39 protein-coding genes and 2 pseudogenes are annotated in these 26573 nt (G+C 64.8%); 4 read left to right on the top strand and 37 right to left on the bottom strand.

Annotated features, from left to right (window positions below; all coding sequences use genetic code 11):
* Nucleotides 1-330 precede the first annotated feature (330 nt).
* Genes VN934_01665 through VN934_01650 form a run of 4 tightly spaced genes read left to right on the top strand, consistent with a single transcriptional unit; the run spans nt 331 to nt 4772 of the window.
* Nucleotides 331-1026 carry a hypothetical protein gene (locus VN934_01665; protein HXM17499.1) on the top strand — a complete coding sequence of 232 codons (696 nt, stop codon included), beginning with the start codon at nt 331-333 and terminating at the stop codon, nt 1024-1026.
* Nucleotides 1027-1032: 6 nt separating this feature from the next.
* Nucleotides 1033-2691 carry an FAD-dependent oxidoreductase gene (locus VN934_01660; GenBank protein ID HXM17498.1) on the top strand — a complete coding sequence of 553 codons (1659 nt, stop codon included), beginning with the start codon at nt 1033-1035 and terminating at the stop codon, nt 2689-2691.
* Nucleotides 2692-2718: 27 nt separating this feature from the next.
* On the top strand, nt 2719-3345 hold the full coding sequence (locus tag VN934_01655) for a hypothetical protein (GenBank protein ID HXM17497.1): 627 nt from the start codon (nt 2719-2721) through the stop codon (nt 3343-3345).
* A gap of 35 nt (nt 3346-3380) precedes the next feature.
* Complete coding sequence (locus VN934_01650; protein ID HXM17496.1) at nt 3381-4772, top strand: selenium-binding family protein; 1392 nt, start codon at nt 3381-3383, stop codon at nt 4770-4772.
* An 18-nt stretch (nt 4773-4790) separates the two neighbouring features.
* On the opposite strand, the gene trpA is transcribed toward VN934_01650, so the two are convergent.
* The 37 genes and pseudogenes from trpA to tuf form a co-directional block, all read right to left on the bottom strand.
* A complete protein-coding gene (gene trpA / locus VN934_01645; GenBank protein ID HXM17495.1) occupies nt 4791-5576 on the bottom strand; it encodes a tryptophan synthase subunit alpha in 786 nt (261 codons plus the stop codon).
* On the bottom strand, nt 5573-6754 hold the full coding sequence (trpB, locus tag VN934_01640; protein HXM17494.1) for a tryptophan synthase subunit beta: 1182 nt from the start codon (nt 6752-6754) through the stop codon (nt 5573-5575). The genes trpA and trpB overlap by 4 nt, the downstream gene beginning before the upstream one ends.
* Nucleotides 6741-8147, bottom strand: a complete 1407-nt coding sequence (trpC, locus tag VN934_01635; GenBank protein HXM17493.1) for an indole-3-glycerol phosphate synthase TrpC — start codon at nt 8145-8147, stop codon at nt 6741-6743. The genes trpB and trpC overlap by 14 nt, the downstream gene beginning before the upstream one ends.
* Complete coding sequence (gene trpD, locus VN934_01630; GenBank protein HXM17492.1) at nt 8144-9190, bottom strand: anthranilate phosphoribosyltransferase; 1047 nt, start codon at nt 9188-9190, stop codon at nt 8144-8146. Before trpD ends, trpC begins: the two co-directional genes overlap by 4 nt.
* A complete protein-coding gene (locus VN934_01625) occupies nt 9187-9774 on the bottom strand; it encodes an aminodeoxychorismate/anthranilate synthase component II (protein ID HXM17491.1) in 588 nt (195 codons plus the stop codon). Before VN934_01625 ends, trpD begins: the two co-directional genes overlap by 4 nt.
* Nucleotides 9771-11177 carry an anthranilate synthase component I family protein gene (locus VN934_01620; protein HXM17490.1) on the bottom strand — a complete coding sequence of 469 codons (1407 nt, stop codon included), beginning with the start codon at nt 11175-11177 and terminating at the stop codon, nt 9771-9773. The genes VN934_01625 and VN934_01620 overlap by 4 nt, the downstream gene beginning before the upstream one ends.
* Before the next feature lie 263 nt (nt 11178-11440).
* Complete coding sequence (rplQ, locus tag VN934_01615; GenBank protein HXM17489.1) at nt 11441-11794, bottom strand: 50S ribosomal protein L17; 354 nt, start codon at nt 11792-11794, stop codon at nt 11441-11443.
* Nucleotides 11795-11801: 7 nt separating this feature from the next.
* Entirely contained in the window at nt 11802-12737 is a 936-nt protein-coding gene (locus tag VN934_01610; GenBank protein HXM17488.1) for a DNA-directed RNA polymerase subunit alpha, read from the bottom strand.
* Between the two features lie 11 nt (nt 12738-12748).
* Nucleotides 12749-13408, bottom strand: coding sequence for a 30S ribosomal protein S4 (rpsD, locus tag VN934_01605; GenBank protein HXM17487.1), 660 nt, complete (start codon nt 13406-13408; stop codon nt 12749-12751).
* Between the two features lie 63 nt (nt 13409-13471).
* Complete coding sequence (gene rpsK, locus VN934_01600) at nt 13472-13870, bottom strand: 30S ribosomal protein S11 (GenBank protein HXM17486.1); 399 nt, start codon at nt 13868-13870, stop codon at nt 13472-13474.
* 16 nt (nt 13871-13886) lie between these two features.
* The gene (gene rpsM / locus VN934_01595; protein HXM17485.1) at nt 13887-14279 is read right to left on the bottom strand and encodes a 30S ribosomal protein S13; all 393 of its coding nucleotides are present in this window, start codon (nt 14277-14279) and stop codon (nt 13887-13889) included.
* 9 nt (nt 14280-14288) lie between these two features.
* The gene (gene rpmJ, locus VN934_01590; protein HXM17484.1) at nt 14289-14402 is read right to left on the bottom strand and encodes a 50S ribosomal protein L36; all 114 of its coding nucleotides are present in this window, start codon (nt 14400-14402) and stop codon (nt 14289-14291) included.
* 9 nt (nt 14403-14411) lie between these two features.
* Nucleotides 14412-14678: a translation initiation factor IF-1 gene (gene infA / locus VN934_01585; GenBank protein HXM17483.1), complete on the bottom strand. Its 267-nt coding sequence runs from the start codon at nt 14676-14678 to the stop codon at nt 14412-14414.
* 10 nt (nt 14679-14688) lie between these two features.
* Nucleotides 14689-15489, bottom strand: a complete 801-nt coding sequence (gene map, locus VN934_01580) for a type I methionyl aminopeptidase (GenBank protein HXM17482.1) — start codon at nt 15487-15489, stop codon at nt 14689-14691.
* The gene (locus VN934_01575) at nt 15486-16160 is read right to left on the bottom strand and encodes an adenylate kinase (GenBank protein HXM17481.1); all 675 of its coding nucleotides are present in this window, start codon (nt 16158-16160) and stop codon (nt 15486-15488) included. Before VN934_01575 ends, map begins: the two co-directional genes overlap by 4 nt.
* Nucleotides 16157-17452: a preprotein translocase subunit SecY gene (gene secY / locus VN934_01570; protein ID HXM17480.1), complete on the bottom strand. Its 1296-nt coding sequence runs from the start codon at nt 17450-17452 to the stop codon at nt 16157-16159. The genes VN934_01575 and secY overlap by 4 nt, the downstream gene beginning before the upstream one ends.
* A 6-nt stretch (nt 17453-17458) precedes the next feature.
* Nucleotides 17459-17917, bottom strand: a complete 459-nt coding sequence (gene rplO / locus VN934_01565) for a 50S ribosomal protein L15 (GenBank protein ID HXM17479.1) — start codon at nt 17915-17917, stop codon at nt 17459-17461.
* A gap of 55 nt (nt 17918-17972) precedes the next feature.
* A pseudogene (gene rpsE, locus VN934_01560) lies at nt 17973-18461 on the bottom strand (30S ribosomal protein S5).
* A 3-nt stretch (nt 18462-18464) separates the two neighbouring features.
* A complete protein-coding gene (gene rplR, locus VN934_01555; GenBank protein ID HXM17478.1) occupies nt 18465-18821 on the bottom strand; it encodes a 50S ribosomal protein L18 in 357 nt (118 codons plus the stop codon).
* A gap of 2 nt (nt 18822-18823) precedes the next feature.
* The gene (gene rplF / locus VN934_01550; protein ID HXM17477.1) at nt 18824-19378 is read right to left on the bottom strand and encodes a 50S ribosomal protein L6; all 555 of its coding nucleotides are present in this window, start codon (nt 19376-19378) and stop codon (nt 18824-18826) included.
* A gap of 3 nt (nt 19379-19381) precedes the next feature.
* Nucleotides 19382-19783 carry a 30S ribosomal protein S8 gene (gene rpsH / locus VN934_01545; protein HXM17476.1) on the bottom strand — a complete coding sequence of 134 codons (402 nt, stop codon included), beginning with the start codon at nt 19781-19783 and terminating at the stop codon, nt 19382-19384.
* Nucleotides 19784-19807: 24 nt separating this feature from the next.
* Nucleotides 19808-19993, bottom strand: a complete 186-nt coding sequence (locus tag VN934_01540; GenBank protein HXM17475.1) for a type Z 30S ribosomal protein S14 — start codon at nt 19991-19993, stop codon at nt 19808-19810.
* A 4-nt stretch (nt 19994-19997) separates the two neighbouring features.
* Entirely contained in the window at nt 19998-20552 is a 555-nt protein-coding gene (gene rplE / locus VN934_01535; GenBank protein HXM17474.1) for a 50S ribosomal protein L5, read from the bottom strand.
* Nucleotides 20553-20569: 17 nt separating this feature from the next.
* Nucleotides 20570-20941: a 50S ribosomal protein L24 gene (gene rplX, locus VN934_01530; GenBank protein ID HXM17473.1), complete on the bottom strand. Its 372-nt coding sequence runs from the start codon at nt 20939-20941 to the stop codon at nt 20570-20572.
* 3 nt (nt 20942-20944) lie between these two features.
* On the bottom strand, nt 20945-21313 hold the full coding sequence (gene rplN, locus VN934_01525; protein HXM17472.1) for a 50S ribosomal protein L14: 369 nt from the start codon (nt 21311-21313) through the stop codon (nt 20945-20947).
* Entirely contained in the window at nt 21310-21585 is a 276-nt protein-coding gene (gene rpsQ, locus VN934_01520) for a 30S ribosomal protein S17 (GenBank protein HXM17471.1), read from the bottom strand. Before rpsQ ends, rplN begins: the two co-directional genes overlap by 4 nt.
* 3 nt (nt 21586-21588) lie before the next feature.
* A complete protein-coding gene (gene rpmC / locus VN934_01515; GenBank protein ID HXM17470.1) occupies nt 21589-21792 on the bottom strand; it encodes a 50S ribosomal protein L29 in 204 nt (67 codons plus the stop codon).
* On the bottom strand, nt 21782-22213 hold the full coding sequence (gene rplP, locus VN934_01510) for a 50S ribosomal protein L16 (protein HXM17469.1): 432 nt from the start codon (nt 22211-22213) through the stop codon (nt 21782-21784). Before rplP ends, rpmC begins: the two co-directional genes overlap by 11 nt.
* Before the next feature lie 225 nt (nt 22214-22438).
* A pseudogene (gene rpsC / locus VN934_01505) lies at nt 22439-23062 on the bottom strand (30S ribosomal protein S3).
* Between the two features lie 2 nt (nt 23063-23064).
* Nucleotides 23065-23406 (bottom strand): 50S ribosomal protein L22, encoded by a 342-nt coding sequence (gene rplV, locus VN934_01500; GenBank protein HXM17468.1) that lies wholly within the window; start codon nt 23404-23406, stop codon nt 23065-23067.
* A 1-nt stretch (nt 23407) separates the two neighbouring features.
* Nucleotides 23408-23689: a 30S ribosomal protein S19 gene (gene rpsS / locus VN934_01495; GenBank protein HXM17467.1), complete on the bottom strand. Its 282-nt coding sequence runs from the start codon at nt 23687-23689 to the stop codon at nt 23408-23410.
* Nucleotides 23686-24513, bottom strand: a complete 828-nt coding sequence (gene rplB, locus VN934_01490) for a 50S ribosomal protein L2 (protein ID HXM17466.1) — start codon at nt 24511-24513, stop codon at nt 23686-23688. The genes rpsS and rplB overlap by 4 nt, the downstream gene beginning before the upstream one ends.
* Before the next feature lie 2 nt (nt 24514-24515).
* Nucleotides 24516-24830, bottom strand: coding sequence for a 50S ribosomal protein L23 (gene rplW / locus VN934_01485; protein HXM17465.1), 315 nt, complete (start codon nt 24828-24830; stop codon nt 24516-24518).
* The gene (rplD, locus tag VN934_01480) at nt 24823-25413 is read right to left on the bottom strand and encodes a 50S ribosomal protein L4 (GenBank protein ID HXM17464.1); all 591 of its coding nucleotides are present in this window, start codon (nt 25411-25413) and stop codon (nt 24823-24825) included. The genes rplW and rplD overlap by 8 nt, the downstream gene beginning before the upstream one ends.
* 47 nt (nt 25414-25460) lie before the next feature.
* Nucleotides 25461-26099 carry a 50S ribosomal protein L3 gene (rplC, locus tag VN934_01475; protein HXM17463.1) on the bottom strand — a complete coding sequence of 213 codons (639 nt, stop codon included), beginning with the start codon at nt 26097-26099 and terminating at the stop codon, nt 25461-25463.
* Nucleotides 26100-26102: 3 nt separating this feature from the next.
* Nucleotides 26103-26411: a 30S ribosomal protein S10 gene (gene rpsJ / locus VN934_01470; GenBank protein ID HXM17462.1), complete on the bottom strand. Its 309-nt coding sequence runs from the start codon at nt 26409-26411 to the stop codon at nt 26103-26105.
* Nucleotides 26412-26416: 5 nt separating this feature from the next.
* Nucleotides 26417-26573, bottom strand: a 157-nt coding sequence (gene tuf, locus VN934_01465) for an elongation factor Tu (GenBank protein HXM17461.1), incomplete at its 5' end; no start/stop codon positions are given.

Raw genomic sequence — 26573 nt, 5'->3', positions numbered from 1 at the left:
CGTGCCTGGCGCGAGCCGCCCAACCGCCGCTTCATGCTCCTTGAGGATCTGCGAGAGCGTCGCCGTGGTCGGCACGATGCCCAGCGGCGGCGCGTCGATTTGAGCAACGTCGCCAGCCCATGCGCGCGACGGCGCCAGCATAGCCGCCGCGCCGATAGCTATCAACGCTCTTCGCATCTGGTCTCCCAAGGGCGAGAGGATTCTGCGCCAACCTTCCAATTCGTTACGCCGACAACTCCTTCCCGGTAAGCCGGGCGCCTCCGGACAGCGGCACGCAACGCGCCAAGCGTCGCGGGAGCATTCCGGGCGCTCCAAGAACCCACCCCACCAATGGACATCGTCATCGTCGGTGGCCCGCACTCAGGCGTGGGCAAGACGCTCGCCTGCGAAGTCGCGCTGCGCGCGCTCGATGGGCTGGGCTACGGCGGGATCAAGCTGACGGTCGCCGACGGCGAACGCGATCCCGCCCACGATCATGGCCGTTCCGCTCTTGCTGTGGCCGAGGCTGCCGGCATTTGCGGGCGCGGCGCCTCGTGCGGCGTGTGCGAGACGGTGTCCGCCAAGATCCCAAGCCGGCTGATCATCCACGAGGGTGCCATCCACAAACCCAACACCGACACGTGGCGGCTCTCCAATGCCGGAGCTGTCGCCGTTGCATGGGTCATCGCTTTGCGCTCGGGCGCGCCCGACGCGGTGCAGCGCGCGATCGATCATCTCGCCGGGAAGGGCGCGCGCGGCGTCGTGATCGAGGGAACGACTGCGCTTGAATGGATCGCGCCGAAGGTCTCGGTCATGGTCGCAACCGAGCCGGGCAAGAAATGGAAGGATGTTGCGGTCGATTGGGTGGGGCGCTGCGACATCGTTTTGCGCAATCTCGTGCCGATCCCACCGGGGGATATTCTCACACCCGCGGCCTTTCGCGACGCGGCGGCGATGCCGTGCGATCTGAGCGACCTGACCGACCCGGGCACCTCGAGCTACATGCAGCAGCTGCGCGCAGGCGTGAGCGCCGCCGTGCGCGCCTGATCCTCGATGATCACAATCGCTGAATTACGCGCTCTCCCGCTTTTCGCTAAACTCGGCGAACGCGAGCTCGAGTATCTTGCGAAAAGCGTGGCCGACATCCACGTGCTTGCGGGTGAGTACGTCGTGCACGAGGGCGAAGGGCGCGCGCTTATCATCACGGTCGAGGGCACGCTGGAGGTGACGAAAGTCGTCGAGGGTGTCGAGCGCGTGGTCGGCGTCCGCAAACCGGGTGACCTCTTCGGCGAGGTTCCGGTGGCGCTCAACACGCCGTTTCTCGCCGCCCTTCGCGCGGTGGAGCCCTCGCGGGTCATTCGCGTGGAACCGAAGGAGTTCCATACGCTAGCCGCAACCGCGCCCGAGATCTCTGCGACCGTAGGCGCCGCTGCGTTAGACCGCATCGAGGGTCTTCAGGACATCGCGGCGCAACCGCCGCCTCCGGAGTTAGTGGTCATCGGGCCGCGATGGGACGCGGCCTGTCACGAGCTGCGCGACTTCCTCCACCGGAATCAGGTCTCATTCGACTGGCTGACCCCTGATGATCCAGCCGCGAGCGCCGTGGCCAAAGGGCGATCGAAGGGCTATCCGATCGTGCGGCTGCAAGACGGCACGATGTTGGACGCTCCCTCGACGCGCGACATCGCGAGAGCCGTGGGATTGTCGGTCGCGCCCGTGCATGCCGATTACGACGTCGTGATCGTCGGTGGAGGACCGGCCGGAATGGCGGCTGCGGCCTACGGCGCATCCGAGGGTTTGCGCACCGTGCTCATCGAGCGCCGCGCGCCCGGCGGTCAGGCCGGTCAGTCATCGCGCATCGAGAATTACCTGGGCTTTCCCGTGGGCGTTTCCGGAGACGAGCTCGCCAGTCGCGCGCTGCAACAAGCCAAGCGCCTGGGTGCGGAAATCGTGGTGACCCGGACCGTGCAAGCGATCGATGCCGCCGCCACCGCCATCGCACTTGATGGAGGCGAGAGCTTGCGCGCGCACACCATCATCCTCGCGCTGGGCGTGATATGGAGGAAACTCTCGATCGAAGGCGCCGATCGTCTCACCGGACGGGGCATCTACTACGGCGCTGCGCGCAGCGAAGCGAGCTCGACCCAAGGCCAGGATATCTACATCATCGGCGCGGGCAACTCGGCCGGCCAGGCAGCGCTCTTCTTCGCCAACCATGCGAAGTCGATCACGCTGCTCGTACGCGGCAGTTCGCTCGCCAAAAGCATGTCTTACTATCTCATCGAGCAGCTGAACACGAAGTCCAACATCCGGACGGAGCTGCATTCCGAAGTGGTCGGCGTGCATGGCGGCGATCATCTCGAGGCGATCGACATCGCCAATCGTGAAACGCACGCGACCACTCGCAAGAATACGTCGGCCCTCTTCGTCTTCATCGGGGCGGACACCGATACGGACTGGCTTCCCCAAGAGATCGCGCGCGACTCGCGCGGCTTCGTGCTGACCGGCGCCGACGTCCTCAAGTCCGGTCGTTGGGCGGGGAGTCGCGACGCTTATTTGGTCGAGACTTCCGTCCCCGGGATCTTCGCCGTGGGCGATATCCGGGCGGGATCCGTCAAGCGCGTCGCCGCCGGCGTGGGTGAAGGCAGCATGGCGATCGCCTTCGTCCATCAGTACTTGCAACTGGCCCAAGAAGTAAGTCCGCTTCGTTAGGTAGGCTAAAAGACCTAAGGGAAGGTTATGCACGACCTGTGGCCGTGGCTCATCCTTTTTCTGCTCGGATGTTTCCACGGCATCAACCCCGGCATGGGCTGGCTCTTCGCCGTGGCACTCGGCATGCAAGAGAAAAGCCTTCGTGCGGTGCTCGGCGCTGTGCTGCCGATCGGACTCGGGCACGCGGCTTCGATCGGCATCGTCGTCGCCGCCGCGAGTCTCGCTGAACCGCATTTTCCGCACTCTGAGATCAAGTTCGTCGCGGCCGGGTTGCTCTTCGCCTTTGGCCTATATAGGCTCGTACGTTTCCGTCATCCGCGTTGGGTCGGCATGCGAGTCGGGTTTTGGGGACTCGTGCTTTGGGCTTTCATCATGGCGACCGGACACGGCGCCGGGCTCATGCTCTTGCCGATCGTGACCGCGCCCTCGCAGATGTCGAACGCGGGTGCGGGTATGACGATGATGTCGACGCCAAATGCGGGACTGCTCGCGGTCATCGTCCACACGTTTGGGTACCTGCTGACGATGACGATAGCGGCGCTCGTGGTCTACCGCTGGCTGGGGCTCAGCCTGTTGCGCACCGCCTGGTTCAATCTCGACCTGCTGTGGGCTGCCGCGCTCTTCGTGACGGGGGTTGTGATGCTGTTCGTATAACGGTGGGTCTCCCTTTGACCGTGAGAAGGTGAGCCATGCTTCTGAAACCCGATCCGACCTTTTACCCCTCCGCGAAACTCGCCATGAAAGCGCCGCCTGAAGAGCTGGCATACGTGGCGCTGTTGAACGCGAAAGGCGACGGCAAGCCCGACGCGATGGCGGTCGTCGACGTCGATCCCAAATCGAAGAGTTTCGGCAGCGTCATCCATCAGGTCGAGATGACCAAAGCCGGCGATGAGCTGCACCATTTCGGCTGGAACGCGTGTAGTTCGGCGTTGTGCCCGTACGCTCCGCATCCGCACGTCGAGCGCCGCTTTCTCGTCATTCCGGGACTACGCTCGTCGCGCATCTATGTGATGGATACCAAACCAGATCCACGCGCTCCGAAGATCGTCAAAGTGATCGAGCCAGAAACGGTCATGCAGCGCGCCGGGTACTCCCGGCCGCACACGGTCCATTGCGGACCTGAGGGCATTTACATGAGCGCGCTCGGTTCTCCAAGCGGCGACGGCCCCGGCGGCGTCTTCCTGCTGGACCATGACACGTTCGAGGTGGTCGGACGTTGGGAAGTGGACCGCGGTCCGCAGTTCTTCGCGTACGACTTTTGGTGGCACCTCGGCCACGACGTCATGGTGACGAGCGAGTGGGGAACGCCCAATATGATCGAGGCCGGCCTGAACCCCGAGCTACTGCTCGCCGGCAAATACGGTCACCACATCCACTTCTGGGACCTGCGCCGGCGCAAGCACGTGCAGGCCGTCGATCTCGGCGCCGAGCAGCAACTCGTCCTCGAGCTTCGGCCCTCGCACGACCCGACGAAACAGTATGGTTTTGTCGGCGTGGTCATCTCGCTCAAGGATCTGTCGAGTTCGATCTGGATGTGGCACCGCGACAAGGACACGTGGGCGGTCAAGAAGGTCATCGACATCCCGGCCGAGCCCGCCGACCCCGAGAAGCTTCCGGACCTGCTCAAAGGATTCAAGGCGTGCCCACCGCTGCTCTCCGACATCGACCTTTCGGTAGATGATAAGTTCCTGTACGCATCATGTTGGGGCACGGGCGAGATGCGCCAGTACGACGTGTCCGACCCGGAGAACCCGAAGTTCACCGGCTCGGTGCGCTTAGGCGGAATCGTCAATCGCTCGCCGCATCCGGCGAAGCCGAAGCTGGCGCTCAACGGCGGGCCGCAGATGGTCGAAGTCAGCCGCGACGGCAAGCGCGTGTATTTCACCAACTCCCTGTATCGCACGTGGGACGATCAGTTCTATACCGACGGGATACGGAGCTGGATGGTGAAACTCGACGTCAATCCAAGCGGCGGCATCGCGCCGGACCCGAAGTTCTTCCTCGAGTTCCCCGATCGCCGCGCGCACCAAGTGCGGTTGCAAGGCGGGGACGCGTCCAGCGACTCGTACTGCTTCCCGTAAAGGGACGGACGCGGCGCCCTACATCGCGCAAGCCGCGCGCAAGGACGCGCACAGCGCTTGCAAGTCCCTTGCCGGATGCCGCGATTGGGCGATGCAGTCGATGAGCGTGCTGCCGACGACGACCCCATCCGCTGCCGCTGCAACGTCCGCGACCTGCTGGGGCGAGGAAACGCCAAAGCCCACGGCCAGCGGCTTATCCGTCAGCGGGCGCAGCCGCTCCACCAAAGCCCGCACGCTCGCGCCCATTTGCTTGTTAGCTCCGGTCACGCCCATGCGGCTGACGACGTACACGAAGTCCGTGCATTGAGCAGCGATGGCGCGCGCGCGCTCGAGCGGCGTGGTCGGCGCGACGAGAAAGGTCACCGACAGCCCGCATGCTTGGAACGCGCTCAGCAGCGGTTGCGCTTCCTCCGGCGGGAGATCCGGAACGATCGCGCCCGCGAAGCCGGCGGCCAAAAGGTCTTGTGCGCTGCGGGCGAGGCCTCGCACGAACAGCGGGTTGTAATAGGAAAAGGCCAGCAACGGCACACCGAGTGAGCGCGGGTTCGAAGCCGTGAGACGTGCGAGCATCGCGTCGAACGCCGCCCCGCCCTCAAGTGCGCGCTGAGCCGCCATCTGGATCGTGGGCCCGTCCGCGAGCGGATCGGAGTAGGGAATACCCACTTCGATCACATCTGCACCGCCGGCCACAGCCGCGCGGATCAACTCCGGCGTGCTTTCTAAGGACGGGAAACCTGCCATCAGGTACGCGATCAGCGCGGCGCGTCGTTCGCGCGCGCAACGTTCGAAGACTTGTGGGATCATGGCTCGTTTGCGAAGCGGACTGCGTCTTTGTCGCCGCGGCCCGATAGGTTCACGAGCACGATCTCATCGGGGCTTGAGTCCTTGGCGAAGCGCACGGCGTACGCCACGGCGTGCGCGCTCTCGAGCGCGGGGATGATGCCTTCGCTGCGCGCCAGGAGTCCGAACGCCTCCCGCGCCTCGTCGTCGGTCACTCCGAGATACGTCACGCGCCCGGTCGATTGCAGGTACGCATGCTCGGGGCCCACGCCGGGGTAGTCCAAGCCGGCCGAGATCGAATGGGTGGGAGCGATCTGTCCGGCTTGGTCTTGCAGCACCTTGGTGCGCGCGCCGTGCAACACGCCGACGCTGCCGGCCACGAGCGTCGCGGCATGGGCGCCCACGCGATCCAGTCCGCGACCCGCCGCTTCGACGCCCCACAGCTTCACGTGGAGATCGTCCAGGAAAGCGCTGAAGATGCCGATGGCGTTGCTGCCGCCGCCCACGCAGGCGACCACGTGCCCGGGTAACCTATCGTACCGCTCCAGGCATTGCGCGCGCGCTTCGTCGCCGATGACGCGCGCGAACTCCCGCACCATAAACGGATAGGGGTGCGCGCCCACGACCGAGCCGATGACGTAGAACGTGTTCTGCGCGCTTGCCGCCCAGTCGCGAAACGCTTCGTTGGTGGCGTCCTTGAGGGTGCGGGAACCGCTCGACACCGGATGCACGGTCGCGCCGAGCAGCCGCATCAGATAGACGTTGAGAGACTGGCGCTCAACATCTACTTCACCCATATACACTTCGACCGGGATGCCGAGCAGCGCCCCGACCGTCGCCGCCGCGACGCCGTGCTGCCCTGCGCCGGTCTCGGCGATGATGCGCGTCTTGCCCATGCGCTTGGCGAGCAAGCCCTGACCGATCGTGTTGTTGATCTTGTGCGCACCGGTGTGGTTGCAGTCCTCGCGCTTGAGGAGGATCCTCGCCCCGCCCGCCAAGCGCGTGAGATTGGCGCATTCGAATAGCGGTGACGGCCGGCCCACGTAATCGCGCAGCAGGCGCCGGTATTCCGCCCAGAACGTTTCGTCTGCAAACGCTTCGCGCATGTCGCTTTCAAGCTGCCGCAGCGGCTCCACGAGCACTTCTGGAACGAAGCGCCCGCCGAATTCGCCGAAGTATCCGCGCTCGTCAGGTTCGCGCATGCAATGCCTCCTTAGCCGCAGCGACAAACGCGTTCACCAACCCGGCGTCTTTGACGCCGTTGACCTCGACGCCTGAGCGTACGTCCACTCCATCCGGTAGCACCGCTCGGATCGCTTCGCCTACGGTGTTCGGGCGAAGGCCACCGGCGAGGATGAAATGGCCGGCGTGTTCAGCGCGCATGCGTTGAGCCTTGGCGAGCGCCATCCGCACGCCGGTGCCGCCGGCCCTGCCGGGCACGCGCGCATCCGCCATGACCGCCACCGCGCGCGCGTTTTGCAGCGCCGGTGCGTCCGGTATCGCGTCGTGCGCCACCAGAATCGTTGGCACTCCAAAGCTGCCGCAAAACTCCGGGGATTCGTCTCCCGAGAATTGGAGCAGATCCAGCCGGCACGAACGGATGGCGTCTTCGATCAGCGCACGCGGCGAGTTCGCAAAGACGCCGACGCAGGCAACCTGCGGTGGGACGCGCGCGGTCAGCGACGTCGCCCCAGCAACGTCTAGTCGCCGCGGACTGTCCGCGAAGATGAATCCGAGCGCGTCGGCGCCGGCCTCCACGCACATCTCCACCTCCTCGGCTGACTGCATTCCGCATATTTTAATATGAGGCCGGACCGCAACGAGGTCGCGGAGTGCGGCCTCCGGATCGTGCGCGCGCATCAGATGCTCGCCGATCAGCACCGCGTCGATGCCCGCCGCGGCGCATTCCGCAAGATCGGCGGCGCTTGTGTAGCCGCTTTCCGCGACGAGGAGAACGTCTGGAGAAAAAGATTTGATTTGGCGGCTGAGTTCGAGGGCCGTCGAGCGGCGTACTTCGAAGGTGCGCAGATCGCGATTGTTGATGCCGATCAGGGTTGCGCCTGCGCTCTGCGCGCGGCGCGCTTCCTTCCGGTCGTGGACCTCGACGAGCGCGGCCATGCCTGCCTCTTTAGCGAACCCCAAAAACGATCTGAGTTGGGCGTCGTGCAGCGCCGCGACGATCAAGAGAATCGCATCGGCGCCGGCTGCGGCCGCCTCCCAGACCTGATACTCGTCGACCACGAAATCTTTGCGCAAGACGGGCAGTGCGCACACGCGCCGCGCGAGTACGAGATCGTCCAAGCTGCCTTTGAACCATCGCGGCTCGGTCAGCACCGAGAGCGCGGCGGCGCCGGCGCGTTCGTATGCAGCGGCAAGACGCCCCGGATCGATATCCGGCGCGATGGCCCCGGCCGAGGGCGAAGCACGCTTGATCTCTGCGATGACGGCCGGCCGACGCCGGCGCAGAGCTGCGCCAAAATCGCGCGGCGCTTCCCGGTCTATGGCTTTTGCTTTCAAGAGCTCGAGCGGAACCTCACGCTGCAGGCGTTCGACGTCGGCCCTGCGGCTTGCGGCGAGCTCGTCGAGATAGCTCACGCGTTGCTCGCTTCCACCAAGGCCGCCAGTTTGCCGAGCGCGGAGCGCGAGTCAAGCGAGATCTCAGCAAGCGTTCGCCCTCGAACGAGGTCCGGCGCGACGCCGGCGATCACGAGCGCCAGGGCGGCGTTGAGCAGCACGACGTCGCGATGCGGACCTTTCTTGCCCTCGAGCACGCCTCGGATCAGCGCGGCGTTCTCCGCCGCGTCGCCGCCAGCGATGGCTTCACTCGAAGACGCAGCTAGGCCGGCATCGGCAGGTTGGATCGAGTACTCGCGGAGCTCGGCGCCGCTCCATTCCACCACCCGCGTCGGCCCCGCCAGCGTGGCCTCGTCCATTCCATCGCAGCCATGGATGGCGGCAGCGCGCTTGCTGCCGAGACGCGCCAAGGCTTCCACCACCAGGCGCAGCGCGCCCGGATGCGACACGCCGACGACCTGGTGCGTCGCGCCCGCTGGGTTCGTGAGAGGCCCGAGCACGTTGAAGATCGTCCGCACGCCGATCTCGCGCCGCACCGGGGCGACGTATCGCATCGCCGGATGGTGCGCCTGAGCGAACAAGAACGCGATGCCGTCGCGCTCGAGGAGCGCCTGCGATACCTCCGGCGGCGCGTCGATGCGCACGCCGAGAGCGCCGAGCACGTCGGCGCTGCCACAGCGACTGCTCATCGCGCGATTGCCGTGCTTGGCGACCGCCACGCCTGCCCCCGCGACCACGAATGCCACGGCTGTCGAGATGTTGAACGAGCCGGACCCGTCACCGCCGGTCCCACACACGTCGAGCAACGGCGCGCGCGAAGTCTTCACGCGCAACGCATGCGAGCGCATCGCGCTCGCCGCACCGGCGATCTCCTCCGCTGTCTCGCCCTTGAGCGCCAGCGCCACGAGCAGGGCCGCCACTTGCGCCGGCGTCACTGCGCCGTCCATGATCGCGCCGACCGCGCGATTCGCCTCCTCGGCGCTCAGATGCTTGCCCGCCACAGCCGCGCGGATGTATTCCACGATTGAGACGCTCTGCGCGGGCGCGTCAGCCTCGGCTCTCATCGCGAAAACCCTGCCATGCCCAAGAAGTTGCGCACGATGCGCGGGCCGACTGCCGTGAGCACCGACTCGGGATGGAACTGCACGCCGAAGACCGGGTAGCGCCGATGCCGCAACCCCATCACGAGGTGATCCTCGCTTTGGGCGATGACCTCCAGGTCTTGAGGAATCGAGTCGCCCGCGACCACCAGCGAATGGTAGCGCGTCGCGCGAAACGGTGAGCTCACGCCGGCGAAAAGCTCCCCGCCCGTATGCCTGACGGATGACGTCTTGCCGTGCATGACCGCGGGCAGCCGCACCACGCGGCCGCCGAACGCCGCGCCGATGGCCTGATGTCCCAAGCATACTCCGAGGATGGGGATACGCTCGTACAAGGCGGCGATCGCCGCGAGCGAGTGCCCGGCTCGATCCGGCGTGCCAGGCCCCGGCGAGATGATGAGCGCAGCCGGAGGCGCCGTCGCCAGCGCGTCGATGGAGACGGCGTCGGAGCGCTGCACGCGCACCGTCACGCCCATCGCGCCGATCATCTGCGCCAAGTTGTACGTGAACGAATCGTAGTTGTCGAGGATCAGCACTTCGCGCTTCATACGTCAGCTCCCGAAATCGCAGCGACCACCGCCGCCGCTTTGGAGAGGCATTCTTGATCCTCGCGGTCCGATGCGGACTCCGCCACGATGCCGGCGCCGGCTTGAAGATGGTACGCGCCGTCATATGCGTGCGCGCTGCGCAGCGTGATGCATGCGTCGAGCGAACCGTCGAATCCGAAGCGCCCCACGCTGCCGGCATAGAAGCCGCGTCTGCGGCCCTCCAGTTCCGCGATCAATTCGATGGCTCTGATCTTGGGCGCGCCGCTGACGGTGCCGGCCGGAAACACAGCGCCGAACACGTCGAATGCATCGAGTTCCTCACGCACGTTCCCGACGACGTCGGACACCAAGTGCATCACGTGGCTGAAGCTTTCTATCCCCAGCAGTTCGGTGACGCGCACGCTGCCGTACTCGCTCACCCGGCCCAGATCGTTGCGTCCCAGGTCCACGAGCATCACGTGCTCCGCGCGCTCTTTCGGATTGCGGCGCAGCCGCGCGGCGATCGCGCGATCGGCTTCCGGATCGCCGCTGCGAGCGCGAGTCCCCGCCAGCGGACGCACCCGCGCCCGATGCTCGCGCAGGCTCACGAGGACTTCGGGCGAGGAGCCGAACAGTTGCCCCCAGCCGAGATCGAGGAAGAACATGTAGGGCGAGTGGTTGATCGCGCGCAGCGCCCGATACGCGTCGAACGGATCTCCGCGCTGCTCCATCTCCCAACCCTGCGACAGCACGACTTGATATGCTTCGCCCGCCAGTATCGCTTCGCGCCCGCGTTCTACCGCTTCGGAGAACGGCAGTTCGGGAACGCGCGCTTTGAGCGGACCAGCGCGCGCAGCGCGCTGCAATGGGCTGATGCGCGCCTCCGCGAGTTCGGCGACCAGTCCGCTTGCGACCGATTCAGCGGCCTCGCCCAGCGCTGCGATGCTCACCGAATGGCTGAAGTGATCGAACACCACGAGCGTCTCGGGCACCACGAGATGGAGGTCGGGCATCGGGTCGCTGCCCCGCTCCAGGCGCGGCAAGCGCTCCAAGTAGCCGGAGAACTCGAATGCCGCGGCGCCGTACGCGCCCAGGAACGGCATTTCGATCAGCGTCTCCCGCTCCGGCAGCAAGCGCCGCAACATCTCCCGGGCGGCGTCGAACGCCGAGCCGTGATGGTCGAGCGTCTCACCGTCGATGCTCGTGCGAATTTGTCCGTCAACGGCTTGCACCTCAGCCCGGCAGCCCAAGCCGATGATCGAATGCCGTGCCGACATGCCGGCGCCGGGCGCGCTCTCGAAGAGGAACGCGACCCCGGGATGCGCCGCGCGCAGCGTCGCAAACGCCGCGATCGGCGTGATGCCGTCGGCCACGATCTTGCGGATCGTCACGTCGGTTCGGCCTGACTGCTCGATCGTCTTCATTTCGTTTGTCCTCCGAGCTTCGCTCGGAACGCTACACCCGAACTTCGTTCGGGTCGCTACATTAGTTGCGGTTCAGTGGCAAAAAGAAAACGGGCTCGGTTTTTTTCGAGCCCGCCACTTTGTCCGATCTCCCCGGGGTTAAAGCCCCGGCACTACGAGAATACGCTAATCGGCATGGCGGGCGCGTACCCACCACCACCAGGCATTCTGCAACACGACATTATTCATCGGCGTCTGGTTCGCACTCACGGGCCCAATGCCTGCTATTGCAAGAGCTCGAGCTGGGCCATTTCGGCCGCGTCGCCCTTTCGGATGCGGGTCCGAACGACGCGCACATAGCCGCCTTGGCGGCCGGCCAGGGTCGGCGCGATGACGTCCATGAGCCGTTTCGTCACTTCCGCAGAGGTCAGATACGAGGCCACCAGACGGCGGCTTTGGAGGTCGCCCTTTTTCGCGCGCGTGATCAGGCGCGACGCGACGCGCCCCGCCTCCTTGGCGCGCACGGTCGTGGTCTCGATCTTGCCGTGCGTGAACAACGAGGTCACCAGGTTGCGCAGCAGCGCGCGTCGATGGTCGTCGTTCCTACCGAGCCGTTTGTTGGCCTTGCGGTGTCTCATGCCCCGGTCACCCCTGCTTCAGCGACAGATTCCGCTCGGCGAGCTTCTCCTTGATCTCGTCGACGGACTTCTTGCCTAGGTTGCGCATGTTCATGATCTCGTCTTCGGTCTTCTGCAGCAGTTCGGAGATCTTGCTGATCCCCGCCCGCTTCAGACAGTTGTACGAGCGCACCGACAGGTCGAGCTCGTCCACCGGAATATCCCAATCGGAGAACGGGGCCGCCTCTTCGGCGGGCGCCTCCACTTCGGGTCGTCCGCTGAAACTCACGAACAACGACAGTTGATCCTGCAAGATCTTCGCCGCTGTCGAGAGCGCTTCGTCGGGCGTCACGCTGCCGTTGGTCTCGATCTCCATGAGCAGGCGGTCGTGATCGGTCACCTGGCCGACGCGCGTGTCCTCGATCTGGTAGTTGACCTTGCGTATCGGCGTGAAGATGGAGTCCACCGGGATCAAGCCGATGACGTGCTCGACGTTGCGCTGCTTGTCAGCGGTCACGTAGCCGCGCCATTTCTCGACGCCGATCTCCATGACCAGACGCGCTTTCTTGTCGGTGAGCGTGGCGATGTGGTAATCGGGGTCGAGCAGTTCGACGTCGGCGTCCGGCACGATGTCGCGCGCGGTCACCTCCCGTTCGCCCGAGGCCTCGATGCGCAGCACCTTCGGCTCGTCGGTGAGCATGCGCAAAGGCAAGCCCTTGAGGTTCAGGATGATGTGCGTCGTGTCTTCGACCACCCCGGGGATGGTCGAGAACTCGTGCAGCACGCCGTCGATCTTCACGTAGGTGACGGACGCGCCGGGCAGCGACGACAGCAGGATGCGCCGCAGCGCATTGCCCAGCGTGATGCCGAAGCCGCGCTCGAGCGGCTCGATCGCGAATTTCGCGTAGGAGTCGCGCCGTTCGCGCACTTCGATAGAAGCTCTTTGAAATTCCAGGACTGACATAATTCCCCTTATTATCGTGAGTAGTATTCGACGATGAGTTGTTCTTCGACGTTGGTGTCGATGTCGGCGCGAGCCGGCAACTGGAGCACCTTGGCCTTGACGCTCTGCTCGTCATATTCCAGCCAGCCCGGCACGCGCCGGCCCTTGGAGTAGTTCTCCAGGCTTTGCAGGAGCGTGGTCTTGCGGCTCGCCTCGACCACCCCGATCTCGTCGCCCGGCCGCACGCGCATCGAAGGCACGTTGACGCGCTTGCCGTTCACGGTGATGTGACGGTGGTGCACCAACTGCCGCGCTTGCGAACGCGACGTCGCGAGATTGAGACGGTAGATCACGTTGTCGAGCCGTGACTCGAGCAGGCTCAGGAGCGCCTGGCCCGTCTGGCCTTTGCTGGTGCTCGCCCTCTTGTAGTAGTTCTCGAACTGCCGCTCGAGGACCCCGTAGATGCGGCGCATCTTCTGCTTCTCGCGCAGCTGGCGGCCAAACTCCGAGACCTTCGGACGGTTCTTGGTCTGCGCTTTCTGTCCGGGCGCCGCCGTACGCCGCTCCACGGCGCACTTCTTCGACAAGCAGCGCTCGCCCTTAAGGAAGAGCTTCACCTTCTCGCCGGGCTTGCCGCCGCTGGCGCTTTCGCGCCGGCACATGCGGCAGACCGGACCTGTATATCGTGCCATATTCTCCTCTCCGGGGCTAAAGCCCCGGCACTACATTTTCCGAGCTTCGCTCGGAACGCTACATTAGACTCGGCGGCGTTTCGGCGGACGGCAGCCGTTGTGCGGGATCGGCGTCACGTCTTTGATGACCGTGATCTCCAAGCCCGCGGCTTGCAGCGACCGAATCGCGGCCTCGCGGCCGGCTCCCGGACCGCGCACGTGCACTTCGACCTGACGCATGCCGTGCTCCATCGACTTGCGCGCTGCGGCTTCTGCCGCCAACTGCGCCGCGAACGGCGTGGACTTCTTGCTTCCCGCAAAGCCCATGCCGCCGGCGCTCGCCCAAGCGAGCGTGCCGCCTTGAAGGTCGGTGATCGTCACGATCGTGTTGTTGAAGCTCGAATGGATCCGGGCGATGCCCTGCGAGACATTCTTGACTTCTTTTTTCTTCGTGCGCCGTACGCGCTTTGGTGCTGTTGCCATTATGTTTCCTTTGCGATCATTTGCCGATGCCCGGACCCTTGGTCTTCTTCTTGCCGGCGACGGTCTTCCTCGGACCCTTGCGACTGCGCGCGTTCGTGCGCGTGCGCTGCCCGCGTACCGGCAGCCCACGCCGGTGGCGCATGCCCCGATAGCACCCGATGTCCACCAGCCGCTTGATCGCGCTCGAGACCTCGCGGCGCAGGTCGCCCTCGACCTTGAGATTCTTCTCGATCTGCTCGCGAAGTTTCTGGATGTCGTCGTCGGTGAGGTTCTTCACCCTCGTGTCCGGGTTGACGCCGGTCGTCTTCAGCAAACGCTCGGCCGTGGGCCGTCCGATGCCGAAGATGTAGGTCAACGCGACTTCGATCCGCTTTTCGCGCGGCAGGTCGATGCCTGCAATGCGTGCCATATGCTCCTCTTACCCCTGAGCCTGTTTGTGCTTGGGATTCTCGCAGATCACCCGCGTGCGTCCCCGCCGCTTGATGATCTTGCATTTGTCGCAGATCTTCTTGACGCTCGGTCTTACTTTCATCCTTTTATCCTATTTGTATCGATACGTGATGCGGCCTTGGCTCAGGTCGTAGGGCGACAGTTCCACCAGGACCCGGTCCCCTGGCAAGATCCTGATGAAGTTCATCCTGATCTTGCCCGACACGCGCGCCAGCACTTTGTGTCCGTTGCTCAACTCGACTCGGAAGAACGCGTTCGGAAGCGGCTCCACCACGACGCCCTCCACCTCGATCGCCTCTTCCTTCGGTGAGGCCGAATGCGCTTTCGGCGGTTTCTTCTTTGCGGAGTGCCGCTGGATCCCCGGGCGTCTACGTCGCGCCACGCGTACCTCCAACCGCCGCCGTGGCAACTTCTGCCTGTGTTTCCGGCAGCGTCAGTATCTCGTAACCGCCGTCCACCACCGCGACGGTGTGTTCGAAATGCGCGGAAAGGCTGCCGTCGGCGGTCACGACCGTCCATTGGTCATCCTTGGTGCGCACCTCGAAAGTGCCCGCGTTGACCATCGGCTCGATCGCCAGCACCATGCCGCGCTTCAAGGGCGCGCCGCCGCCCTTGCGCCCGAAATTCGGCACCGCCGGATCCTCGTGCAGGTGCTTGCCGACCCCGTGGCCCACCAGGGCCCGCACCACCGCGAACCCATGTCTTTCGACATATGCTTGCACAGCACTTCCCACGTCGGACACGTGCCCGCCGGGCCGCACGGCTCGGATGCCCTCGTACAGGGACGCCTGCGTGACCTCGATCAGCTTGCTCGCCTCGGCCGAAACCCTGCCCACTGGCAGCGTATATGCCATGTCCGAGTACCAGCCGTCGGCGACCGCCCCGATGTCGATCTTGAGGATGTCGCCTTCGCGCAGCTTGCGGCTGCCGGGGATGCCGTGCACGACCTCATCGTTCACCGAGGCGCAAATCGAACCGGTGAAGCCATGATAGCCGAGGAACGCCGGCTCCGCTCCCATGCCGCGGATTTCGCGCTCAGCGGCGGCGTCGATCTCCTTGGTCGAGATGCCCGGCTGCACCAGCGGCTTGAGCGCCTCGAGCGCGCGCGCGGTGACCCGCCCGCTCAACCGCATCTTCGCCAGCTCGCGCTCGCTCTTGCAGTTGATCATATGGTCTTGACCTTGGATCGCGCCGCGTCGACCATCGCTTGGTGCACGACGTCGATCGGCTGCGTGCCGTCGATGCGGTGCAGCAGGCCCATCTTCTCGTAGTACGCGATGAGCGGCCGCGTGTTCTTGTCGTACACCTCGAGGCGATGCGCGACGGTCGCGTCGCTGTCGTCTTCGCGCTGCTGCAGCTTCGCGCCGCAATGATCGCACACGCCGGCGACTTTCGGAGGCGCAGAGTCGTGGTGATAGTTCGCCCCGCAGTTCGGACACACGCGCCTGCCGGTGAGCCTGCGCAACAGCTCGTTTTGCGGAACCGTCAGCTTGATGACCGCGTCGAGGCGCTGGCCCAAGCGCGCGAGTAGCTTGTTCAGCGCCTCGGCCTGCACCGCGGTCCGAGGGAAACCGTCCAGGATATAGCCGCCTTGCGTGTCGGGCTGCTGCAGCCGCTCTTCGATGAGGCCGATGGTCACGTCATCGGGCACGAGCTCCCCGTGGTCCATATAACGCTTCGCCACGACGCCCATCGGCGTTCCGGCCGCCTTCGCCACGCGGAACATGTCGCCGGTGGAGATGTGCGGCACGTCCAGGGTCTCCACGAGCAGGTGGGACTGAGTGCCCTTGCCCGCGCCCGGCGCACCGAGCAGGATGACGCGCGTTCCTTGGCCGCTCATTGTTTGATAAAGCCCCGATAGTCGCGCATGGCGAGCCGCGCCTCGACCTGCGTCATCGTGTCAAGCGCCACGCCGACCACGATGAGCAGCGAGGTACTGCCCAAAAATATGGTAGTGATGTGCGTGAAATTCTGCGTGATGTTCGGCAGCACCGCTAGGACGCCGAGGTACACGGCCGCCACGACCGTGATGCGGTGCAGGATCTTCTGCAAATAGTCGGTGGTCGGTTTGCCCGGCCGGATGCCGGGTATGAAGCCCCCCTGCTTCTTGAGCGAGTCCCCGATGTCCATGATGTTGACCACGACTTCGCTGTAGAAGAACGTGAAGCCGACGACCAGCAAGAAATAGACCGCGTTGTACAAGATGCTGCCGTAGCCGAAATACTGGACCATGAAGCCGTTGAACGCCTGCGCCCACGTCGTGTGGTACTGGGCGGACCACGACGCGATCTGCTGCGGCAGCAGCAAGATCGAGATGGCGAAGATGATCGAGATGACGCCGGCGTTGTTCAGGCGCAGCGGGATGTAGGTGCTGCGCCCGCCATACACCTTGCGTCCCACGACGCGCTTCGCGTACTGCACCGGCACGCGCCGCTGTCCCTGGTACATGAAGACGATCGAGATCAGCGACACGATGGCGATCAGCGCGAAGAGCACGAGACCGAAGATCGGCAGGCCGCCCTTTTCGGAGAGTTGGAACGTCTGCGCGAAGTAGGTCGGATAGCGCAAGATGATGCCGACGAAGATGATCAGCGAGACGCCGTTTCCGACGCCCTTGTCGGTGATCTGCTCGCCCAGCCACATCAGCCACATGGTGCCGGCGGTGAGGACCAAGACGACGGAGACCAGATAGAGCGTGTCCGTCCGCTCGAAGATGCCCGAGCGGTTCAGCGCGATCACCATGGTCGTGGCTTGGACGACCGCCAGGATGGCGGTGAGCCAGCGCGTCCACAGACCGACTTTGCGCCGCCCTTCCTCGCCGCCGTGCTGCATCAGCTCTTTGATGTCGGGGAATACGACCGTCATCAGCTGCATGATGATGCTCGCGTTGATGTACGGCGTGATGCCCATGGCGATCACGGAGAAGCGCTGCAGCGCTCCGCCGGACAGGAAGCCGAGGAAGTTCAGGAATTGTCCCTGCGCCAGGATCTGCTGCCACTTCGTGATGTTGACGTACGGCACTTGGATGTAGACCGCGACCACGAACAGGGCGAACGCGCCGAATACGAACAGAAGCCGGTTCCGGATCTCCGGAACGACCAGTGCGTTTGCCAGGTTGCGCCACATCACCATGCGCGTCTATTCCTCAAACACCGCGCCGGCAGCTTCGAGTTTGGCTCGAGCCGGGCCTGAGAAGACGACATCGCGGAATTTCAAACCCTTCGGGGCATCGCCGCCGCCGAGGATCTTGATGCCGTCGCGCTGTTTGGCGATCACGCCGGCCTCGAGCAGGGCTTCGGGCGACACGACGACGCTGACATCCCAGTCCTCGAGGTCGCCCACGTTGACCACCGAGTACTCGGTGCGGAAGATCTTTGTCGAGCGGGATTTTTGCGACACGCCGCGACGCTGCGGCAGGCGCCGGAACCATGGCGTCTGTCCGCCTTCAAAGGTCCGGCCTTTGCCGCCGCCCGAGCGCGCGGTCTGGCCCTTGCCGCCTTTGCCCGCGGTCTTCACCATGCCGCTGCCATGCCCGCGGCCGATGCGCAAGCGCTTGACCTTCGAGCCCGGGGCGGGCTTAAGATGCGACAGCTTCACCTGGTTGTTCCCTTTCGTCCGGCTGCGCAGCATCCGCCGCCGGCTGCTTGTCGAAGAGCTCGGCGAGCGTCTTGCCGCGCTGCCTGGCCACGGTCTCCGCGGTGCGAAGCTTGGCGAGTCCGGCCACGGTAGCGGCGATGACGTTGATCGGGTTATTCGTGCCGAGCGACTTGGTTAGGATGTCGTGCACGCCGGCAAGCTCCAGCACGGCGCGCATGGCGCCGCCCGCGATCACGCCGGTGCCTTTGCTGGCGGGCCGCATCATGACTTTGCCCGCGCCGACATGCGAATGGATCGGATGCGGGATCGTGCGCCCCACCATAGGCACCGTGATCAGCGCGCGGCGCGCGGCCTCGACACCCTTGCGAATGGCTTCGGGCACTTCGCGCGCCTTGCCGATGCCGTAGCCCACGCGGCCTTGCCGGTCGCCCACGACCACGAGCGCCGAGAACGAGAACCGCTTGCCGCCCTTGACGACTTTCGCGACGCGGTTGACGCGCACGACTTGTTCTTCGAGTCCCGAGCCGTCGGTGATTCGTGCCACTGTCTAAAACTCCAACCCGGCGCTGCGCGCCGCATCTGCGAGCGCTTTGATGCGCCCGTGGTATCGGTAGCCGCCGCGATCGAACACGACCGCTTTGACGCCCTTTTCCTTGGCGCGCTCGGCGATCACTTTGCCGACCCGCTCTGCGGCGGCGGCCGCGGACAGCGAATCGAGTCCCTGCGCGACCGCCTTCTCGCGCGTCGAAGCTGCGACGACGGTGCGCCCGGTCGTGTCGTCGATGATCTGCGCATACACGTGGTGCAAGCTGCGGAACACCGACAGACGCGGTCGCTGCGCGGAACCGCCGAGGCGCTTGCGGATGCGGGCATGGCGCCGCAGCCTGGATGCGTTGCGATCGATCGTCATTTCTTACCGCCTGCCGTCTTGCCGGCTTTGCCAAGTTTACGCCGCACGTGCTCGCCCGTATAGCGGATGCCCTTGCCCTTGTATGGCTCCGGCGGCCGCACGTGACGGATCTGCGCCGCCAGCTGCCCGACCTGTTGCTTGTCGGCGCCGCTGATCACGATCTTGTTCGTGCCTTCGACTTTGATCTCGATGCCTGCGGGCGGCTCCACGATGACGGGGTGCGAGAAGCCGACCTGCAGCTGCAGCTTCTTGCCCTGCATCTGCGCGCGATAGCCGACGCCGATGATATCGAGCGACTTCGAAAAGCCCTTCGTGACGCCGTCCACCATGTTGGCGATCAGCGTGCGCGTCAAACCATGCAGCTGGCGCGTGCGTTTGCTCTCGTCCGGGCGCGACACGCTCACGCTGCCGTTCTCGAGTTTGACCTCGAGCGGTTCGGCACAGCGAAGCGTCAACTCGCCCTTCGGGCCCTTGACGGACACGACGCGCTCGGCATAGCCGACGTTCACGTCGGAGGGCACCGTGACGGGCATGCGGCCGATTCTACTCATGGGTCACCATACAAAAGCCATGACTTCGCCGCCGCAGCCCAGCCGGCGCGCTTGGCGGCCGCTGATGATGCCTTTGGGCGTCGACATGATGACCAAGCCGAGGCCGCCCATGCACTTGGGGATCTCGCCCTTGGGCGTGTAGATGCGCAGGCCTGGCCGGCTGATGCGCTGCAGTCCGTTGATGACCCGCTCGCGCCCGGTGCCGTATTTGAGCGTGATGCGGATCGTGTCGCGCGGCTTGCCCTCCACCACGTCAAACGTCTTGATGAAGCCTTCGGCCTTCAACAGCTTCGCGAGCTCCAGCTTGACGCGCGATGCCGGCACGTCGACGAGCGCAAGGAACGCCGTGTTGGCGTTGCGGATGCGCGTGAGCATGTCGGCGACTGGATCGGTTATCGTTCCCATACCCGTCTTCTCTTTACTCCGGCTCTACCACGACGCCTTGGTGACGCCGGGGATCTTGCCGGCGTGCGCCAGCTCGCGGAAGCATATGCGGCAGAGCGCGAACTTGCGCAAGTAGCCCTTTGGCCGGCCGCATCGCCGGCAGCGGTTGTGCGCGCGCACTTTGAATTTCGGCGTGCGCTTGCTTTTCTCGATCAAACATGTCTTTGCCATTAGATTACGCTGCGACCCCCTCTTTGCGGAGCGGCATGCCGATCTCGCTCAAGAACGCCAGCGCCTCCTCATCGTTGCGCGCGGTGGTAACGATGACGATGTCCATGCCGCGCACCATGTCGACCTTGTCGTAGCTGATCTCCGGAAAAACCAGCTGTTCCTTGAGCCCAAGGGCGTAGTTGCCGCGGCCGTCGAGCGACGAGCGCGACATGCCGCGAAAATCCCGGATGCGCGGCAGGACGATGTTGACCAGCTTGTCGAGGAAGGCGTACATGCGCTCGCCCCGCAGCGTCACTTTCGCGCCGATCTGCATGCCGGCCCGAAGTTTGTACACGGCGATGCTCTTGGTGGCTCGCGTCACCAGCGGCTTTTGGCCGGTGATGGCGGTCAGGTCGGAGACGGCGCCGTCGATCGCCTTCGGATTGGCGACGGCTTCGCCAACGCCCATATTGACCACGATCTTCGTCAGGCGCGGCACTTGCATGCGATTGGAGTAGCCGAAACGCTTGATGAGCGCCGGTACGATCTCTTTCCCGTACCGCTCTTTCAATCGGTTCACCGTTTTTTTCACCTCGTTCACGCCTTCACCGGCCGTTCCGCGGGTTCTCCGCAGCGACGACAGATGCGCTCTTTGCTCCCACCCTTGACCGCGAACGCCAGCTTCGAGGGCTTGGCGCACTTCGGACACACGTACATCAAACGGTGCAGCGGCACCGGCATCTCCTTTTCGAAGATGCCGCCCGCGCTCGGGCTCGAGCCGGAGCCCATGACCGAAGAACGGCCTTTGGACTTCACGCCCGGCTTCGTGTGGCGCTTCACGACGTTCACGCCCTCGACTTCGGCGACCGCGTCGCCGCGCCGCACGAGTTTGATCTTGCCACGCTTTCCTTTATATTTGCCGGACAGCACCATCACGGTGTCGCCGGCCGCCAGTCGAATCGCGCCCATGTTCTAGAGCACCTCCGGTGCAAGCGAGACGATCTTCATGAAGTCGCGATCGCGCAGCTCGCGCGCGACCGGACCGAAAATGCGGGTGCCGCGCGGGTTGTTCTGCTCGTTGAGGAGCACCGCGGCGTTCTCGTCGAAGCGGATGAAGGAACCATCGGGCCGGCGCATCTTCTTCTTCTGTCGCACGATGACGGCTTGAACCACGTTGCCCTTCTTCACGGCAGCTCCGGGAATCGCGCTCTTGACGGTGGCGGTGACGATGTCGCCCACGTACGCGTAGGGATGGCGCGAGCCGCCCTTCACGTGGAAGACCATCAGTTCGCGCGCGCCCGAGTTGTCAGCGACTTTGAGCCGCGTCTGCGCCTGGATCACTTGGCTTTTTCCACGATCTCGACGAGGCGCCAGCGCTTGCGCGCACTCAGCGGCCGCGTCTCGACGATGCGGACCAAGTCGCCGATCTTCGCTTCGTTGCCCTCGTCATGCGCCATGTAGCGCGTCGAGCGCACGGTGATCTTTCCGTAGGCCGGGTGCGCCCGCGGGGCTTGGGTGATCACGACGATGCTCTTCATCATCTTGTCGGAGACGACACGGCCGACTCTCGTCTTGCGGTTCGGGCGCGCCCGCACAGGCGTTTGTTCTGCCATCGCTTAACCCGCCAGCTTCCGCTGCGCCAAGACGGTGTAGAGCTGCGCGATGTCGCGCCGCAGTTTGGTCACCTTGGCGTGGTCCTCGAGGTGGCCTGTGACGAGCTGAAAGCGCAGATTGAACAGCTCTTCTTTGGCCGCGACGAGCTTCTCTTCGAGCTCGCGGATCGTGAGTTCGCGCAAGCTGCGCAGTTCGCTAGATTTCAACGGATTCTCCCAACCCTTCACGCCGCAGAATTTTGGTGTCGATCGGCAGTTTGGAGGCGGCGAGGCGCAGGGCTTGCGTGGCCATCGCCGCATCGATGCCGGCTAATTCGAACAGCACGCGGCCCGGCCGCACGACGGCCACCCAACCCTCGGGCGCGCCCTTGCCGGAGCCTTGGCGCGTCTCGGCAGGTTTTTTCGTATACGACTTGTCCGGGAATATCGTGATCCAGACCTTGCCGCCGCGCTTGAGATGGCGCGTGAGCGCGATGCGCGCGGCTTCGATCTGGCGATTCGTCACCCAGGCCGGCTCGAGCGCTTGCAGCCCGTACTCCCCGAAGTGCAGGGTGTTGCCGCGCTGCGCGCGGCCCTTCATGCGGCCGCGCTGCACCTTGCGGTGTTTGACTCGCTTTGGAAGAAGCATGCGCTATGCGTCCTCCTTAGCGGGAGCTTCGGTTTCAGAACGGACCTGAAGGTCCGTTGCTACGACCTCCGGGGGGGTCGCTGGAGCAGGAGCTTCAGCTCCTGCTGACCCCTCGAGCGGAGCGGGAGCTTCAGCTCCCGCGTCCGGTTTCGCGGCGCGCGGCGCGCGCGGACGCCGCTCGCGCAGCGGCCGAACGTCGGCGGGTTCCTGTTTTGGACGTCCATCCGGCAGCACTTCGCCCAGGTAGATCCACACTTTCACGCCGATGCGTCCGTACGTGGTGTACGCCTCGACCTGCGCGTAGTCGATGTTCGCGCGCAACGTATGCAGCGGCACCTTGCCCTCGAAGTTGCGCTCGACGCGCGCGATCTCCGCGCCGCCGAGCCGGCCGCCGCACTGCACTTTGATGCCGCGCGCGCCCGCCTTCATGGTGCGCTGGATCGCCTGGCGCATGGCGCGCCGGAACGCGATGCGTTTCTCCAGCTGATCGATGATGTTGTTGGCGACGAGTTTGGCGTCGAGCTCCGGATGCTTGATCTCCATCACGTTGACGATCACCGGCTTGCCGACGACGCGCTCGATCTTCCGGCGCAGGTCTTCGATACCGGCGCCGCGCTTGCCGATGATGATGCCGGGTTTCGCGGTGTGGATCAGCACGCGCGCTTGATTGGCGCGGCGCTCGATCTCCACTTTGGACACGCCCGCCGAACGCGACAACTCATCGATGACCCCGCGGATGCGCAGGTCTTCGTGCAGCCACTCTTTGTATAGCCTGTTCTCAAACCAGCGCGAGTCCCAAGTGCGCGTGATGCCGAGCCGGAAGCCGATCGGATTAACCTTCTGACCCATGCCTATTGGCTCTCCCCGTCGGACACGACGATCGTGACGTGTGACATTTTCTTCCTTTTTATACCGGCCGAGCCGCGCGCGCGCGCCTCGACCCGCTTGATGGATGGACCGCCGTCCACGAACGCGCGCGATACGAGCAGCTCGGCGCCCTTCATGCCGTGATTGTTCTCGGCGTTGGCGACCGCCGAACGCAGGATCTTGTGCACCGCTTTCGCCGCATCGAGCGTCGAGAAGGCGAGCAGCGTCAACGCCTGGTCGACGCGCTTGCCGCGGATGACGTCCACCACGCGCCGCGCTTTGCGTGCTGGGACGCGCAAGAATTTTGCGGTTGCTTGCGCTTGCACGCTATTTCACCTCTACCTTTGGAGCGCCGGTGCCGTGGCCGCGGAAAATGCGCGTCGGCGCGAACTCGCCGAGCTTGTGGCCGACCATGTTCTCCTGCACGTAGACGGGGACGTGCTTGCGCCCGTCGTGCACCGCGATCGTGTGCCCGACCATCGCGGGGATGACCGTCGAGGAGCGCGACCACGTCTTGATGACGCGCTTCTCGCGCGCGGAGTTCATGCGCTCGATCTTGGCTAGCAAGTGGTCTGCCACGTACGGCCCCTTCTTGGTTGAACGGCTCATTTTTTGCTCCGGCGCTTGACGATGAACTTCGTAGTGCGCTTGTTGCGGCGCGTCTTTTTGCCCATGGTCATCACGCCCCACGGCGTGGTCGGTGGCCGGCCTGCGGTCGAGCGCGCTTCGCCGCCGCCATGCGGATGGTCGACCGGGTTCATGGCGATGCCGCGCACTTGCGGGCGACGGCCAAGCCAACGGATGCGGCCTGCCTTGCCGATGACCGCGTTCTCGTGCTCGAGGTTGCCGAGCTGCCCGATGGTGGCGCGGCAAAGCACGCCGATCATGCGCACTTCACCCGAGGGCATGCGGACCTGCGCGTACGTGCCCTCTTTGGCCATCAACTGCGCCGAGCCGCCGGCCGAGCGCACCAGCTTGCCGCCGCCGCCCGGTGTCAACTCGATATTGTGGATGACGGTGCCGAGCGGGATGTTCGCGAGCGGCAGCGCGTTGCCGGTCTTGATGTCGGCGTCGGGCCCCGAGACCAGCGTATCGCCCACCGACACGCCGAGCGGCGCGAGGATGTAACGCTTCTCGCCGTCGCGATAATGCAGCAGCGCGATGCGGGCCGAACGGTTCGGATCGTATTCGATCGCCGCCACGAGCGCGGGTATTCCGTCCTTGCGCCGCGCAAAATCGATGCGCCGGTACAGCACCTTGTGCCCGCCGCCGCGGTGGCGCACGGTGATGTGACCGTTGAAGTTGCGCCCGGCATGTTTGTGCTTGGGCTCGAGCAGCGAGCTCTCGGGCCTCTTCTTCGTGATGTCTTCGAAGGCGCTTATCGTCATGAAGCGCCGCCCGGGACTTGTCGGTTTGAATTTTTTAAATGCCATGCTTATGACTCAAAGTAGTTGACGCCGCCGAGTTCGATCTTGTCGCCCTCTTTGAGCGTGACGATAGCTTTTTTCCGGCCGTGCTTCGTGACCACCGGCCGGCGCGTCGGGCGGCGCATGTTGCGTCCGCTTTTCGCCGGGACCGAAACCGTGTTGACGCGCAGCACCGTGACCTTGAAGGTCTTCTCGATCGCCTCTTTGATCACGTGTTTCGAAGCCTGGTAAGCCACTTCGAACGAATACTGGGAATGCGCCGATCCCGCGACCGATTTCTCGGTCACGAGCGGCCGCCGGACGATCTCTCGCAGTTCAGGCACCGCACACCTCCGCCAGAGCATCGTACGCGGCCTTGGTCATCAGCACGCGGTCGTGCGCGAGCAGCGAGTATGCCGATACCTCGCCGTGCCCGGACACCAAGGCGCGCGCCAGATTGCGTCCGGCCCGCTTGACCGCGTCCGCGTTTTCGTCTTTGTCGTTGTGCACGACCAGCATGATGCGATCGCCGCTGCGGTAGTTGCCGTCGGACCAAAGCAGGTTCACGATATCCTTCGTCTTGGCCGGGCGCAGGCCGGTGACGTCGAGCACGGACAAACCGCCGTCTTTGATCTTGGCGGCGATCGCCATCGCCAACGCAGCGCGCCGCGCGCTCCGGTTCATCGAGATCGCGAACGAGCGCGGGTGCGGACCGAAGACCACGCCGCCCTTGCGCCAGATCGGCGAACGGATGCTGCCATGGCGGGCGCGTCCGGTGCCCTTTTGACGCCAGGGCTTGCGTCCGCCGCCGGCGACTTCCGCGCGCGTCTTCGTATCCGCCGTGCCGGCGCGCCGATTGGCGAGATGGCGCATGACCGCCTGATGGATCACTTTGGCTTTTACGGGTTTGGCGAACGCCGCGGGCACGTCGACTTTGCCAATCGCCTTGCCCGACTTGTCCAACAGAGGAACGCTCACTTCGCCGCCTTCGCTTTCGCTTTCACCGAGGGACGCACCAGCACAAGCCCGTTGCGCGAGCCCGGAACGGCGCCTTCCACAAGAAGAAGATTCTTTTCGGCGTCCGTCTGGATGACTTCCAAATTCAAGCTGGTCACCCGATCGACGCCCCAATGTCCTGGGCGATGGCTTCCCTTCACTACTTTGGCGGAGTTCGTGTCGCTGTTCGATGCCGGCTGCCGATGGATCATGGAGCCGTGGCTTGCGCCGCCGCCCGACGCGTTCCAACGCTTCATGATGCCGGAAAAACCGTGGCCCTTGCTCGTGCCGATGACGTCCACGCGATCGCCCGCTTCGAACACCGAAACGGTGATCGTGTCGCCGGCCTTGGCCTCACCCAGCTCGCCCCGGAATTCGCGCAGCACGTTCTTGGGCGCGGTGTTCAATTTCTCAAAGCGCGCGCGCATCGGTTTGGAGAGCTGCTTGAGCTTCGCATCTTCGAAGCCGAGCACGACCGAATCGTAGCCGTGTTTGTCCACGCTCTTGCGCTCGATCACCGAGCAGGGACCGGCCGCGATCACCGTGACCGGCACGTAGCGCCCGTCTTCGGTGAACACGTTGGTCATGCCAAGTTTGCGCCCGATGATCTGCTTCATGAGCTAAGCCTTCAACTCGATGTCGACGCCGGCCGGCAGATCCAGGTGCATGAGCGCATCCATCGTCTTGGCCGACGCCTGAAGGATGTCGATGAGCCGCTTGTGCGTGCGGATCTCGAAGTGCTCGCGGCTCTTCTTGTCCACGTGCGGGGAACGCAGCACGCATTGGCGCTCGATGGACGTCGGCAGCGGCACGGGTCCGCTGACGAACGCTCCGGTACGTTTGGCCGTCTCGACGATGCGCTCGGCCGATTGATCCAAGATCTTGTGATCGTAGGCGCGCAGGCGGATGCGTATTTTTTGGCGTGCCATATGCGTTACTCGGTCACCTTGGTGACGACGCCGGCGCCCACCGTGCGGCCGCCCTCGCGGATCGCGAAGCGCAGGCCTTCTTCGCACGCGATCGGCGTGATCAACTCCACGTTCATGCGCACGTTGTCCCCGGGCATCACCATCTCCACGCCCGTCGGCAGG

The sequence above is a fragment of the Candidatus Tumulicola sp. genome (assembly GCA_035601835.1).
Classification (GTDB): Bacteria; Vulcanimicrobiota; Vulcanimicrobiia; order Eremiobacterales; family Eremiobacteraceae; genus DATNNM01.
This window is presented reverse-complemented; position numbering and strand designations above follow the sequence as displayed.